9 protein-coding genes are annotated in these 13,601 nt (G+C 59.3%); 4 read left to right on the top strand and 5 right to left on the bottom strand.

The features are described from left to right. Window positions 1–277 precede the first annotated feature (277 nt). Together hscA and IC235_RS05245 are read left to right on the top strand one after the other, a co-directional pair. A complete protein-coding gene (gene hscA, locus IC235_RS05250) occupies window positions 278–2,170 on the top strand; it encodes a Fe-S protein assembly chaperone HscA (protein WP_191004110.1) in 1,893 nt (630 codons plus the stop codon). A gap of 363 nt (window positions 2,171–2,533) precedes the next feature. Beyond that, the gene (locus IC235_RS05245; RefSeq protein WP_191004109.1) at window positions 2,534–3,685 is read left to right on the top strand and encodes a serine hydrolase domain-containing protein; all 1,152 of its coding nucleotides are present in this window, start codon (window positions 2,534–2,536) and stop codon (window positions 3,683–3,685) included. Between the two features lie 1,738 nt (window positions 3,686–5,423). Here the strand turns inward: IC235_RS05245 and IC235_RS05240 are convergent. Beyond that, the gene (locus IC235_RS05240) at window positions 5,424–6,860 is read right to left on the bottom strand and encodes an aminotransferase-like domain-containing protein (RefSeq protein WP_191004108.1); all 1,437 of its coding nucleotides are present in this window, start codon (window positions 6,858–6,860) and stop codon (window positions 5,424–5,426) included. A gap of 386 nt (window positions 6,861–7,246) precedes the next feature. Here IC235_RS05240 and IC235_RS05235 point away from each other — a divergent pair, with 386 nt between their 5' ends. Continuing rightward, the gene (locus IC235_RS05235; RefSeq protein ID WP_191004107.1) at window positions 7,247–8,011 is read left to right on the top strand and encodes a metal-dependent hydrolase; all 765 of its coding nucleotides are present in this window, start codon (window positions 7,247–7,249) and stop codon (window positions 8,009–8,011) included. 99 nt (window positions 8,012–8,110) lie between these two features. Further along, complete coding sequence (locus IC235_RS05230) at window positions 8,111–9,520, top strand: pyridoxal phosphate-dependent decarboxylase family protein (RefSeq protein WP_191004106.1); 1,410 nt, start codon at window positions 8,111–8,113, stop codon at window positions 9,518–9,520. A gap of 254 nt (window positions 9,521–9,774) precedes the next feature. On the opposite strand, the gene IC235_RS05225 is transcribed toward IC235_RS05230, so the two are convergent. From IC235_RS05225 to IC235_RS05210, 4 genes are all read right to left on the bottom strand, one after another. Beyond that, window positions 9,775–10,089, bottom strand: a complete 315-nt coding sequence (locus tag IC235_RS05225) for an FtsB family cell division protein (RefSeq protein WP_191004105.1) — start codon at window positions 10,087–10,089, stop codon at window positions 9,775–9,777. 77 nt (window positions 10,090–10,166) lie between these two features. Next, entirely contained in the window at window positions 10,167–11,438 is a 1,272-nt protein-coding gene (eno, locus tag IC235_RS05220; RefSeq protein ID WP_191004104.1) for a phosphopyruvate hydratase, read from the bottom strand. A 262-nt stretch (window positions 11,439–11,700) separates the two neighbouring features. Then, complete coding sequence (gene rplQ / locus IC235_RS05215) at window positions 11,701–12,309, bottom strand: 50S ribosomal protein L17 (RefSeq protein WP_191004103.1); 609 nt, start codon at window positions 12,307–12,309, stop codon at window positions 11,701–11,703. A gap of 227 nt (window positions 12,310–12,536) precedes the next feature. Further along, a complete protein-coding gene (locus IC235_RS05210) occupies window positions 12,537–13,526 on the bottom strand; it encodes a DNA-directed RNA polymerase subunit alpha (RefSeq protein ID WP_191004102.1) in 990 nt (329 codons plus the stop codon). Window positions 13,527–13,601 lie beyond the last annotated feature (75 nt).

Genomic DNA, 13,601 nt, shown 5'->3' with positions numbered 1-13,601 from the left:
ATTGAAATTCTTCGAACAGTACTAATGCAAATCCCATAAAATGCGTCTGATAGGGCTTGTAACTGTCGATTATCCTATACCTACGGAGAGTTACTCCATTTCGGTTTGATGCTGGACTGTATTTCGCTAAAAATATTTTCGCGTATACCCTCCCATCTGTTCGGAACCCGCCTTGTTTCAAGCTCAGACAGCTTTGGCCGCTACTTTTGCAGGGCGGGGCAGGGCGCTTTTTATATTTTTCTGTGCTGCCGATTGGCGCAGCTCTCACTCATACCTTATGGCCACCGTCGCTATTAATCTCGCCACCGGCACCTTCCAGCAGGAAGAAATCATTGTGGGCATCGACCTGGGCACTACCAACAGCCTGGTAGCTTATGTGCACCCCGACAGCCGGCAGCCCGTGGCCATCAATGACCAGGGCCGGGGCAGCATCGTGCCGTCGGTAGTGCATTTTCCTACCGATGGGGCCGAACCGGTCATCGGCGCCGAAGCCCGCGAGTTCCTCCTCACCGACCCGCAGCGCACCATCTACTCGGTGAAGCGCCTGCTGGGCAAAAGCTACCGCGACCTGGGCACCCACGCCACCCAGCTCGGCTACAAAGTCATCGACGACAACTCGGAAGGGCTGGTCAAAATTCGCGTCGACGACCGGTTCTTCTCGCCCATCGAGCTGTCGGCGACTATTCTGCAAGAGCTCCGGGCCCGGGCCGAGCACGCCCTCAAAACGCCCGTGAACCGCGCCGTCATCACGGTGCCGGCGTACTTCAACGACTCCCAGCGCCAGGCCACCCGCGATGCCGGCCGCCTGGCCGGGCTCGAAGTGCTGCGCATCGTGAACGAGCCCACGGCGGCCGCCCTGGCCTATGGCATCGGCCTCCACCCCAACGAGGAAAAGACCGTGGCCGTGTACGACCTCGGGGGCGGCACCTTCGATATCAGCATCCTCCGCATTCAGCAGGGCATCTTCGAAGTGCTGAGCACCAACGGCGACACCTACCTCGGCGGCGACGACTTCGACCGGGTAGTAACCGAGCACTGGATGGCCGCCTTCAGCCTGCCGGCGGCTTTCCGGGCCAGCCCGCCCCTGCAGCAGCAGCTGCGTCTGGCCGCCGAAATGGCGAAGAAATACCTCAGCCAGCACGACGACTTCACCACGCAGCTAACCGACGAAAGCGGCCAGGTTTTCGCCGTCGACCTCACCCGCACCCAGTTCAACGGCCTTATTCGCCCGCTGGTGGACCGCACCATCGCGGCCTGCCGCCAGGCCGTTCAGGATGCCAAACTGGGGCCCGAACCCGCCGAGCTGGCCACTCAGCTCGATGCCGTGCTGCTCGTGGGCGGCTCCACCCGGGTGCCGTTGGTGTACGAAGCCGTGTCGGAGTTCTTCGGCCAGCCCGCCAACCGTTCCCTTAACCCGGACGAAGTGGTGGCGCTGGGGGCCGCTATTCAGGCCGACATTCTGGCCGGGAACCGGCGCGACGTGCTGCTGCTCGACGTTACCCCGCTCACCCTGGGCATTGAAACGCTCGGGGGCCTGCTGGACCCCATCATTCCGCGCAACTCCAAAATCCCAACTAAGGCCGGCCGCCAGTACACGACCAGCGTCGACGGCCAGGTCAACCTCAAAATTGCCGTTTACCAGGGCGAGCGCGACCTGGTGAGCCAGAACCGCAAGCTCGGCGAATTCACGCTCCAGGGCATTCCCGCCATGCCGGCCGGCCTGCCCAAAGTGGACGTTAACTTCCTGCTGAACGCCGATGGTATTCTTCAGGTGGAAGCCATTGAGCTACGCTCCAACACCCGGCAGCAAGTTGAAATCAAGCCCCAGTACGGCCTGACCGACGAGCAAGTCGAGCAAATGCTGATGGACTCGCTCGTGAATGCTAAGGAAGACGTGGCCACTCGCCTGCTCATCGAGGCCCGCACCGCCGCCGAGCAGTTGCTGTATCAGGTCAGCAACTTCACCCGCAAAAACCGCGAGCACCTCACCGAAACCGAGCTGGCCGCTACGGAGGCGCAAGTCGAGCGGGTACGCGCCGCCCTGGCTGGTACCGAGCGCGACCCCATCCTCAAAGCTATGGACGAGCTCGATGAGCTAACCCGTCCCTACGCCGAGCGGGTGATGAACATCTCCATTCAGCAGGCCATGGCTGGTAAGAAAATCGGATGAGCTTACCCCCGCTGGCATGGCTGGACACAAGTATCATTTTATACCCAACCGAAAGGCCTCAGGAAATAACTCATTGATTATTATCACAATTAATGATTTGATTGGCATAACCTCGCCTCGCAGCAGCTACTCTGGGTGATATCGACTAGTTGCGCTATGGTGCTTTGCCAAGTCATGCTACCGCTATTCGGGGCAAGTGAAGCAGGTTTACGTCAATAGGGGCAGCTTTGAGGCCTTAATGAATGCTGTAGTGCACAAAGGCAAGTAGGCTTTTGCTTATTTTTTTTTGCCAGGGCGTAGGGGTGAATGGGTGGTAATGTATCATACCGATACACACTGCACCATTATTTCAGAATTCATAACATGAAATACTCACCCCTTTCCTCGGCCAAAGTGCTACTACTGGCACTGACGGCCTTCGCTCACTTTTCCTGTGAGAAAGAAAACAATGAGACGCCAGCCCCAAACCCTCAAGCTCGCCTTACCGCTAAAATCGACTCGGTGTGCCGGGCCAGCATGAGCGACAATACGGTGCCTGGCATGAGCGTAGTAGTGGTTAAGCAAGGCCAAGTCCTCTTCAATAAGTCGTATGGCGTGAGCAATCTGCAAACGCAGCAGCCGGTCACCGCCGATACAAGGTTTCACACTGGCTCTACCAATAAGGCAATGACGGCTATTGCCGTTATGCAGCTGGTAGATCGGGGCCTCATACAGATCAATCGGAAGGTTACAGAGTATCTGCCAGATTTCAGGATGGCTGATGCCCGCTATCAAGACATAACGGTGGAACACTTACTGACCAATTCCTCCGGGATAGAATATGGCTTCGAGGAAGGCGGATTCGCCGATGATGCGCTGGAGCAACAGGTAGCGAAGCTGGCTAACCAGCAATTACGCTTTAGCCCTGGGCAGGGCTATGAATACGCCAACGCTGGCTGGAGCGTTCTGGGGCTGATTGTTCAGCGGCTGTCCCGACTTCCTTATGAAAACTATATGCAAGCGAATGTTTTCCAGAGACTGGGCATGAACAACACCACGCTCGCCTACTGGACCCCCAATGCTTTAGGTGGCACCCAGGGTTACGTGCTGTCTAACCAGAACGAAGTGACTCCACTCGCTCCTTTTTTGAACCGGGGATATGGTCCGGCGGGCATGGTCATATCAACTAGTAACGATATAGGAAAGTACTTGCTCATGCTGCTCGCCAGGGGCAGAAACTCCCAAGGGGAGCAGATACTTAGCGAGTCTTCGGTTCAGGCAATCCTTACGCCACACGTAGACGCCGAAAGTGAAATGGGTTATCCCAGCATCCGTTACGGATATGGATGGGAAGTTGTCAACCCCGGCCAGGGCAAAGCCCCGTACTTGGCGCATGGTGGCGCGATAGGCTCAATGGCCGCGGTGTTTATATTAGATCCAAACCAGCAAGTTGGGGTGGGTCTTCTGTTCAATCGGGTCGATTATAATAAGGTCCCTGTTGCAGATGCGATTCGGGAGCTAGCTACGTCGAATTAGTAGCAAACTCCCGTCGCGGGCCAGACGCGGCGCGGTGGCAGATTGGTAGGAAAGATAATCCGTGCCAACCTGGGGCCGCGTAGCGGGGGCAGAGCTGCTGGACGACTCTGTCACCGCGACGCGGCTCTATCCCCGTGCTGGCTGCCTATTCTACCAACCTGGCGCCGCGCCGCGGCTGGTCCGCAACTGGAGCCAGCAGCAATGCTCCAAGCCCTGAATAATCAGGGTGTAACTTTTCGGCCACACGGTTGCTCAGCGTCGGCTGGCAGCATAATAACGGTAGCCCGTTCGATTACCTGGTCGGGTAAGTCGAACGGGCTACCGTTGTTGTCGCGGCCTCGGCTCGCAACCCAGGAAGCTTTACTATGAGGTCATCGTTTTTTAACAGCTGGCTTGGTAGCTCGAACCGGTGATTTCGCCGCATTTGGCTGGATACCAAACCCCAGGACAGCCCGGGATGCCGTATCTCGAAATGTTACCTCCAGCAGCACAGAAGGTGTTTTTAAACTCGAATCGGCGGCGAAGGAGAAGGAATAGAACAACCGGGAAGCGCCACCATCTCCCAGCCGCACTCCCAGCTTATACAATTCTATTTCGTGGCTGCGGCGTTGCCCACGCTTCCATAGTGGCTGAGCTGACGCTTTAAAATGAGCTAGATCAACGGCTCGCCGTACCTCCGGCGCCAAGTGCCCGTAGGCTCGCACATAATCGGCGCGCAGCACGGCGCGCAAAAACTGCCCGGCTACCTGCCCCTGGCTCAGCCTTGGGGCAGGCACTCGAACACCCAACCAATGCCGGCCTGCTCCAAGCAACGGCATCAGTAGCCCAAATATCCAGATCAGCCTTCGAAGCCTCGGCGCTCTACTCCTCGCTCCCTGCTGTACCGCAGAGTGATTCTCCAGTCCTTTCATGGCCAAAAATAACTGGGCAAAGGTTCGTACTGCTAAAAAAATATTTAATCAATCCTATCCAACGCCAATGCTACTGCAAGCTGATGCAACGAGATGATGGTAGAACCTTAGCCTTGGTTAAACGGTTGGTCCAGAAGTCGCATTTGACGATCCGGTTTAGTGAGGGCGTCTCCAAGAGCTGATGTGATGAAGGGTGCATACCGGACCGCATCCTTTCGGTCAGATCTCCTGCCGTTTCACCCGCTTGGCGGCAGGCCCTGGCCGACACTGCCCCCATGAGTTGGCAGCACTTTAACCTGCGGGGGAGTTCGACTTTTCGGACGAAGCGGTACACATTGATTTAGGGCCGCTTCTGACCGTGGAGCGGGAGCCCGCTGAAAGCGAATCGGCTGCAAGCCCAAATGCGACTTCTGGACGAAACGTTAAACCAAGACCAGTAACCGGCGTTGCGCTCGCCAGAAAAAACGCGAAGGGCTCGTCGGCCAAGCTGGCTAGTTCAGGGTTGGGGAGCACGCGGATGAGTAGCGAGCAGCACCAGCGCGAACCGCTCGCGCCATACGGGCCGGGCCGTGGCTCCACTTGGGCAAGCGCTGGCGCATGGGGCCCAAGTAGAGCCACGGGCCGGTGCGGATGCCCGGTACCTATTCGCCCGGGATGTAGCCAACCAGCAGTAGATTAACATATTCATAATGAGCTGCTGAAGAGCTGTTATATTTAAGAACTGTCCTCAAGAGGAGGCCTACTCCTCATATATCCGCTGATCGAAACAGCTCTCCTGCGTCATTTTCCGGGCCCCTGATATACGTGTATGATTCGTCATGGTCCTGCTACCGGGCTGTAGGCTCCACCAACCCCGCCAAGCGGCCCAGGGTAGCTAGGTTGGCTTCTAGCCCGGCCGACCACGGCTGGCCACACGTGAGGCGCAGGCACGAATCATAGCGGGCTTGCGCCGAAAATAGCGGGCCGGGCACAAACCCGATACGGTGCTGCAAGGCCTGCTCGTGCAGGGACACGGCATCTCCGGAAGCGGGCAATTCAATCCATAGCACAAAGCCACCAGCGGGCTGAGTGACGCGGGTGTCGGCTGGAAAATAGCGCTGAATAGCTTGAGTGGTCTGTTGTACCTGTTGCGCAAACGCCTGCCGGAGCTGGCGTAGATGGTGGTCGTAGCGGCCGTGGGCCAGGTACTCGCTCAGGGCCAACTGGGGTAGGGTGGCGGTGGCTAGGTTGTGCATGGCTTTGAGTCGCTCGACCTGGTCCCGAAACCGTCCTGGCGCGGCCCACCCCACCCGGTAGCCGGGGGCCAACTGCTTGGAAAACGAGGCGCACAGCAGCACCCAGCCGTCGCGGTCGTACGCTTTGCAGGCCCGTGGCCGGGCCGGACCAAAGTACAGCTCGCCGTACACGTCGTCTTCGATGAGGGGAATCTGCCAGTGCGTCACCAACTCCACCAGCACCTGTTTATGGGCTTCGGGCATACAACTGCCCAGCGGGTTATTGAAGGTGGGCACGAATAGGCAGGCCGCCACCTGTTGGCGCTCAAAGGCGGCTTCCAATTCGATCAAGTCCACGCCGGTGGCAGGGTCGGTGGCGATTTCCAGCGCGTGCAGGCCCAGGTTTTCCAGGGTTTGCAACAGGCCGTAATAGGTTGGGGTTTCAACGGCCACTGTGTCGCCGGGGCGAGTCACGGCCCGCAGGCACAGGTAGAGGGCTTCGAGGCAGCCGCTGGTGATTACTAGGTCGTCGGCCGTAAGATTGCCCCCCCAGCGAGGGGCCTGCCGGGCGATGTGGCGGCGCAGCCCGACGTTGCCGGCCGCTTGCTCGTAGCCTAGACTGGTGCGGCCAGCCGTGCGCAGCACCCGGCCCGTGGCTTTGTGCAAGGCCGCCACCGGCAGGAGTTCCAGGGCCGGCACGGCCGCCGCGAACGGCCCAAAGGATCCGGCGGCCCCGTCCAGCACCTCGGCCAGCCGCCGGCTGATGCGCACCGGCGTGGCGGTGGTCGCCGAGGGGGCCGCCAACGGCGCGGCCAGCACCGGCCGCGCTGGCCGTACGAAATACCCCGACCGGGGGCGGGCTTCCAACACCCCCGCGTTTTCCAGGGTGCAATAGGTCTGAAACGCCGTGCTTAAGCTTACCCGGTGCTCGCGGCTGAGCTGGCGCAGGGAGGGCATCCGTTCGCCGGGCTGCCACACGCCTTGTTCGATGAACTGCTGAAGGGTACGACTTAGCCGAACGTACAAGGGCTCTTTTTCCGAAGAAGGCATGGGGCGGGCGGCATCTGTTCTGCTTAAAATTACTAAACCTGCATCTGTTTCGGTTGGGTTGGCACGCCGCACCTTTGTGCGGACCTCAGGTAGGCTTTCGTATCAGGGCTGAAGACATTCAGGAATCTGTGGAAAATCTCTGCACATCCTGTTTCATCTGGCCTCCGAGCCGTCAAACCTTCCCGTTCGCTTCGTGGCAACGCTATAGAGGAGCGTTGGCAGGAGAGCAGATTCGACGGCACTGATGCCCGATGAGCTGACCCTGAAAACGAAGTTCTGACCTGCTTCATTTTACCACCACACTTGCAGACTTTAGGATGATGCGAATCGCAGTATTTGGCAACAGACGCGTCGGAGCCTTATTTGGAGGCCGCTTGGCTTGCTGCATGTACCGGCTGTTTTTCTTCGTTCTGTTGTGGCTGTCCACTAGTCAGGCTGGCGCCCAAAAACCCAACCAGGTCCGCGTGCAGTGGCTGGGACACGCCGCGTTTCAGATTACCTCGCCCGGTGGCACGGTGCTGCTGCTCGACCCGTTTCTTTCCCAGAACCCCAACACGCCGGACAGCCTCAACAACCCCGGCCACTACCGCCCCGCCGCCATCCTGGTGACGCATTCACACGCCGACCACCTGGGCGACGCGCTGACAATTGCCAAAAATACCGGCGTCAAAATCATTTCGCCCCGGATGACGGCCGTGTACGGGCGCCAAACCCTGGCCGATTCGCTGCAACTCATCTTCAACGTGGGGGGCACGGTGACGGTGGGCGATGTGCGCATCAGTGCCGTACCGGCCATGCACTCCAGCGACTTTGGCGGCCGGCCCATCGGCTTCGTGCTTGCCTTTACCAACGGCGAAACCATTTACCACACCGGCGACACCTGGATTTTCGGCGACATGGCCCTGATTCAGGAATTTTACCGGCCCACTATCATCCTGCTCAACGTAGGCGGCGGGGCCTTCAGCCAGGATGCGCAAACGGCACGCACGGCCGTCCGGCGCTATTTCCACCCCCGCGTCGTCATTCCCATGCACTTCGGCCCGACACCCTACCACCTAGCCACGGAAGCCGAGGTGCGGGCGGTGTTTGCGGGCGATAAACGGCTGCGCGTGCTCCACCCGGGCGAGTCGGCCTGGTTCGGCCACGAATAAGCCTTCCAACGAGGCGAGTATCGGCGCTGTTGGTGGGGGGTGCTGGCTGTTCGCAAAGTGTAGCGTACCCGCTTTCTTTTCTGTTTATTTCCCATACTCATGCACTCCCTACTTGCCGCTGATTTAGACTCCCTGCCCACCCTGTTGGCCACTGCCCGGGAGTTGAGCCTCGACTATCTTGCTTCGCTTGCCGGCCGGCCGGTGGCCCTGGCGACAACCGAATCGGCACCCCCTGCTTTGCCCGAGGAGGGGGCCGGTGGCGAGGCCGCGCTGCGTCAATTCTGGGCCGAGTACGCGCCGCAGCTGGGGGCCAGCGCCGGGCCGCGCTTCCTGGGTTTCGTGACGGGAGGCAGCACCCCCGCTGCGCTGGCCGCCGACTGGCTGGTGAGCGCTATCGACCAAAACCTAAGCAACGACGGTTACTCCGTCGTGCCGGCCATTGAGCGGGCCGCCCTGCACTTGCTGCGCCAGCTCTTTGGCCTGCCCGCCGCATTTGCGGGCGTGTTTGTCACTGGGGCCACCCAGTCTAACCTGGTGGGGCTGGCCGTGGCCCGTCAGTGGGCCGCCGCGCGGGCCGGGCACGACGTAGCCCAGCGCGGGTTGTACGGCCTGCCGCCGCTACCGCTACTGAGCGGGGCGGCCCATTCGAGCATCTACAAAGCGGCCGCCATCCTGGGGCTGGGCCGCGACCAGGTGCGGGCTGTGGGCCAACTGCCCGGCCGCGAGGCCCTCGACCCAGTGGCGCTGGAGGAAGTGCTGCGGGCGCTAAACGGCCAGCCAGCCGTGGTGGTGGCCAACGCCGGCACCGTCAACAGCACCGACTTCGACGACCTGCGGGCGCTAGCGGCGCTGAAAGAGAAATATCCGTTCTGGCTACACGTCGACGCGGCGTTTGGCGGCTTCGCGGCCGTTGTGCCCGAACTGGCCGTTCGCGTGGCCGGCTGGGAGCACGCCGATTCCATCACCATCGACGCGCACAAGTGGCTGAACGTGCCCTACGACGCCGCCATGCTTTTCACCCGCCACCCGGCCCTGCAAGCGGAGGTGTTCAAAAATTCGGCCGCTTACCTCGGCCCGCTGGGCGAGCGGCCCGATTTCGTGCACCTCACGCCCGAAAATTCGCGGCGTTTCCGGGCCCTACCCGTGTACCTCTCGCTACTGGCCTACGGCCGGGCCGGTATCGCCGATATTGTGGTCCGCAACTGCGCCCAAGCCGCTGCCCTGGGCACGTTACTCGAAGCGTCGCCCGCGTTCCGGCTGCTGGCGCCCGTGCGCCTGAACGTGGTGTGCTTTACCCTGACCGGGCCAAACCCGGCGGGCAGCCACATCAAGCAGGTACTGGAGCGGGTACGAGACTCTGGCGAAGCATTTTTGACCCCAACGGTATACGCCGGTACGCCGGGAATACGGGCGGCCTTCAGTAACTGGCGCACCGAGTTGCCTGACGTGGCGCGGGTAATGACCGCGCTCTACGCGGCAGTGCCGGAAATCCGCCACGCGAGTCGGTAGCTAAGCAAGTCGGCTTTCAGGTAACTAATAGGCCTTGAGTGAAAGGTAGCCCAAAAGGCACGCTTGGCGGGGCGAGCTCTTAGGTGGCGGCCTCTTCTGGAGTTTCCAGACCCGTAAAGTGTAGGAAAGACCTGCTCGCATGCGGCCTGGCGCAGGGCGTCACGCTGGAGGTAGAACAGTTGTTCACCGATGCTGATGTGGGCGTAGCCGAGCTGCACCAAAAGAAGGGTAAACGCTACCGGAAGCGTTAAGCCCTACTCCGTAGTGGCGGGCACCAGCACAAACACGTCCTCGCCCGGCCGTTTCATCAGGTACTTCTCCCGGGCAAACTTCTCCAGCAGGGCGGGTGAGCTCATTAGCTCAGCCCGCTCTTTTTTCACTACCTCAATGTTGTCGAGGTAATACTGCTTCTCGTTGCGTAGCTCCTTCCACTTACGGTAGATGTCGACCTGCTTGCCTAAATCGTTGGCGTCAAACACCAGCATCCACACCAGGAACCCCATGCCGGTGAGGAAGTAGAAGCTGCGGACCACCCGCAGTAGTGGGCTGATAAAGCTTGGTAATTCCATCAGAGTAAAGATAATACCAACGGCCAATTCTGCGCTCGCAAAATTGGCCGTTGGAGTACCTGCTTTATTTCGGGCAGCTACATTTTCTTGCCCGGGAAGTAGGCTACTTCTCCCAGCTCCTCCTCAATGCGGAGCAGCTGGTTGTACTTCGCCATCCGGTCGGAGCGCGAAGCCGAGCCGGTCTTGATCTGGCCCGTATTCAACGCCACCGCCAGGTCGGCAATCGTGCTGTCTTCCGTCTCGCCCGAGCGGTGGCTCATGATGCTCTTGTAGCCGTTCCGGCGGCCCAGGTTCACGGCCGCGATGGTCTCGGTCAGCGTCCCAATCTGGTTCACCTTGATGAGAATAGCGTTGGCGATGTTCTCGTCGATGCCGCGCTGCAAGCGGTCGACGTTGGTCACGAACAGGTCGTCGCCCACCAGCTGAATCTTGTTGCCCAGGCTTTCGGTGTGCAGCTTCCAGCCCGCCCAGTCGTCCTCGTCCATGCCGTCTTCAATGCTGATGATGGGGTACTTGTTCACCCAATCGACCCAGTAGTCGGCCATTTGCGAAGAAGTCAGCTTGTCGCCGGTGCTTTTTTTGAAGTGGTACATGCCATCCGAGTAGAACTCCGACACGGCGGCGTCCATGGCAATCATCACGTCCTCGCCGGGGCGGTAGCCCGCTACCTCAATGGCCTGCAGCACCACCTTAATGGCTTCTTCGTTCGATTTGATGTTCGGAGCAAAGCCACCTTCGTCGCCTACGTTGGTGCTCAGACCCTGCTTCTTGAGTACCCCTTTCAGCGTGTGGAAGATTTCCGACCCCCAGCGCATTGCCTCCGTGAAGGACGAGGCCCCCACGGGCATAATCATGAACTCCTGGAAGTCAATCGAGTTGTCGGCGTGCGAACCCCCATTCAGGATGTTCATCATCGGCACCGGCATGGTCGAGGCCCCTACCCCGCCCACGTAGCGGTACAGGGGCATGTTAGCGTCCAGGGCCGCGGCCCGGGCGGCAGCCAGGCTCACGCCCAGAATGGCATTGGCGCCCAGGCTGGCTTTGTTGGGAGTGCCATCCATCTCCAGCATAATCTTGTCGATCAGCGCCTGCTCGTACACGGAGAAGCCCACCAATTCCTCCGCAATGCGGGAATTGACGTTCTCTACGGCTTTCAGGACGCCCTTGCCCATGTACTGGCCCGGTTCCTCGTCGCGCAGCTCTACTGCCTCGTGTTTGCCCGTGCTCGCGCCGGAAGGCACGGCCGCGCGACCCATCACGCCAGAATCAAGGGTGACGTCAACTTCCACGGTCGGATTACCCCGGGAATCAAAAATCTGGCGGGCGTGAATTTGCGAAATGAAGCTCATAGAAAGGTGTTTTAAAAACAGTTTGGATGCCACAAACCTACGCGAATCAGCCCGGATAAGCATAATTATGCGCTAGTCACCCTCCTACCGGGCCACTGTCACCTCAGACCTGGGCGAAGCAGCTGGCTCGCTTCGTTGCGCCAGAAGCTGATTACTCCCTCACGCGAGATGCCCCACCCCGTGCGATGGTGGCTAAGGCCGCGTCAAACAAAAAAGGACGCACCTCGCAGCGCGTCCTCTTCTAGTCGAAAAGCCAGATTAACTAAGCACCTGCTTCGTCGGCCTTAGCTTCATCGCGGCTCTCGCCGTCCTTTACCGTTTCCGTAGCCGTATCAGCGGGTGCTGAAGTCTCTACCGTGGCAGCGGGCGCAACGGCTTCGTCGGTCACTTCAACGGCTGAAGTAGCGGCCTCCCCCGTGGCGGCCCCCGACGACTTGCGACGGCTGCGCGAGCGACGGGTCGAAGTAGTAGCCTTCTCGGCGGCGGCCGATTTAGCGGCCAGTAGCGTCTCGTTGAAGTCAACCAGCTCGATGATGCACATCTCGGCGTTGTCGCCCAGACGCGTATTGCTCAGCTTCAGAATGCGGGTGTAGCCCCCAGGCCGGCTAGCAATCTTGCTCGAAATATTCCCGAACAGCTCCTTGATGGACTCTTTGTCCTGCAGGGCCGCGAACACCATGCGGCGCGAGTGCGTGGTGTCTTCTTTCGACTTGGTCAGCATCGGCTCCACGTACTTGCGCAGGGCCTTGGCTTTGGCCACCGTCGTGGTGATGCGCTTGTGCAGGATAAGCGACGAAGCCATGTTCGACAGCATCGCGTGGCGGTGGGCGGTAGTCCGGCCCAGTTGGTTTACTTTTCTTCCGTGTCTCATTGGACGTTTGAAAAAATGTGCGCTTGCGGGCGGCGACCACGGCGGGCCAAAGCCTCATTAGAACCGCTGCCCCTCGGGCACACTGTTAAAAAATATGATAAATGAAAAATGTGAAGATGTAAAGATGTGAAGATGTGGAAATTGTGGTTTGAGCACGAAGCTCGCATTTCCACATTATCACATTTCCACATCTTCACATTATCTTATCACATCTCCACATTAAAAAACTAGTCTTCGTCGAGGCGGTATTTGCTCAGGTCCATGCCGAACTCCAGGCCGCGCTCCTCCACGAGGTTTTCCAGCTCGGTGAGGCTCTTCTTGCCGAAGTTGCGGAACTTCATCATGTCGGCGATTTCGAGCTGAACCAGTTCGCCCATCGTCTTGATGTCGGCGGCTTTGAGGCAGTTCTTGGCGCGTACGCTCAGCTCCATGTCCTCCAGCGGAGTCTTGAGCATCTTGCGCATCTGCATGGTTTCTTCGTCAATCGGCTCGTCTTCCGTCACCCGCGGCCCTTCTAGGGTCATCGTGTTATCGGAGAACAGCATAAAGTGCTGGATGAGGATGTTGGCCGCCCCTTTCAGCGCTTCCTCGGGGTGAATCGAACCGTCGGTCTGAATCTCAATGATGAGCTTCTCGTAGTCGGTCTTCTGCTCTACCCGGGTGTTCTCGATGCTATACTTCACGTTTTTAATGGGCGTGTAGATGGCATCAATGGCAATCTGACCGAAAACCTGGTCCGCGGGCTTGTTCTCCTCGGCAGGTACGTAGCCCCGGCCCCGGGCAATGGTCAGCTCAAACTCCAGCTCTTTGCTGGGGTCGATGTGGGCAATCACGTGGTCGGGGTTCAGCACCTCGAAACCGCTGGCGAACTTGGCAATGTCGCTGCCGGAGAAGGTCTCCTGACCTTTCACGCGCACCGTAATTTTATCAGCAATGGCGTCGCTCGTCTTCTTGAAGCGAACCATTTTCAGGTTCAGGATGATTTCGGACATGTCCTCAATCACCCCTTCAATGGTCGAAAACTCGTGCAACACGCTGTTCGTGCGAACCGACGTGATGGCGAAGCCCTCCAGCGACGACAACAGGATGCGACGCAGCGCATTGCCAATGGTGACGCCGTAGCCCTTCTCGAGCGGCTTAAATTCAAACGTCCCGGTGAAGTCGTCGGATTTCTCCATCACCACTTTCTCCGGCATCTGAAAAGCTAAGATTGACATATGTGGGGCGTAAAAAATTTGAAAAAATTGGGTGAAGTATAAGCACAAGTGCGGCCCGGCAGTTTGCCGGGCCGC

The organism is Hymenobacter montanus (assembly GCF_014699115.1).
Lineage (GTDB): Bacteria > Bacteroidota > Bacteroidia > Cytophagales > Hymenobacteraceae > Hymenobacter > Hymenobacter montanus.
Note: the sequence above shows the minus strand (reverse complement) of the source record. Positions and strands in the feature narration are given on the sequence as shown.

Coding starts and splice junctions, on each gene's coding strand:
- hscA (WP_191004110.1), top strand. CDS start 278: ATGGCCACCGTCGCTATTAATCTCGCCACCGGCACCTTCCAGCAGGAA.
- IC235_RS05245 (WP_191004109.1), top strand. CDS start 2,534: ATGAAATACTCACCCCTTTCCTCGGCCAAAGTGCTACTACTGGCACTG.
- IC235_RS05240 (WP_191004108.1), bottom strand. CDS start 6,860: ATGCCTTCTTCGGAAAAAGAGCCCTTGTACGTTCGGCTAAGTCGTACC.
- IC235_RS05235 (WP_191004107.1), top strand. CDS start 7,247: ATGTACCGGCTGTTTTTCTTCGTTCTGTTGTGGCTGTCCACTAGTCAG.
- IC235_RS05230 (WP_191004106.1), top strand. CDS start 8,111: ATGCACTCCCTACTTGCCGCTGATTTAGACTCCCTGCCCACCCTGTTG.
- IC235_RS05225 (WP_191004105.1), bottom strand. CDS start 10,089: ATGGAATTACCAAGCTTTATCAGCCCACTACTGCGGGTGGTCCGCAGC.
- eno (WP_191004104.1), bottom strand. CDS start 11,438: ATGAGCTTCATTTCGCAAATTCACGCCCGCCAGATTTTTGATTCCCGG.
- rplQ (WP_191004103.1), bottom strand. CDS start 12,309: ATGAGACACGGAAGAAAAGTAAACCAACTGGGCCGGACTACCGCCCAC.
- IC235_RS05210 (WP_191004102.1), bottom strand. CDS start 13,526: ATGTCAATCTTAGCTTTTCAGATGCCGGAGAAAGTGGTGATGGAGAAA.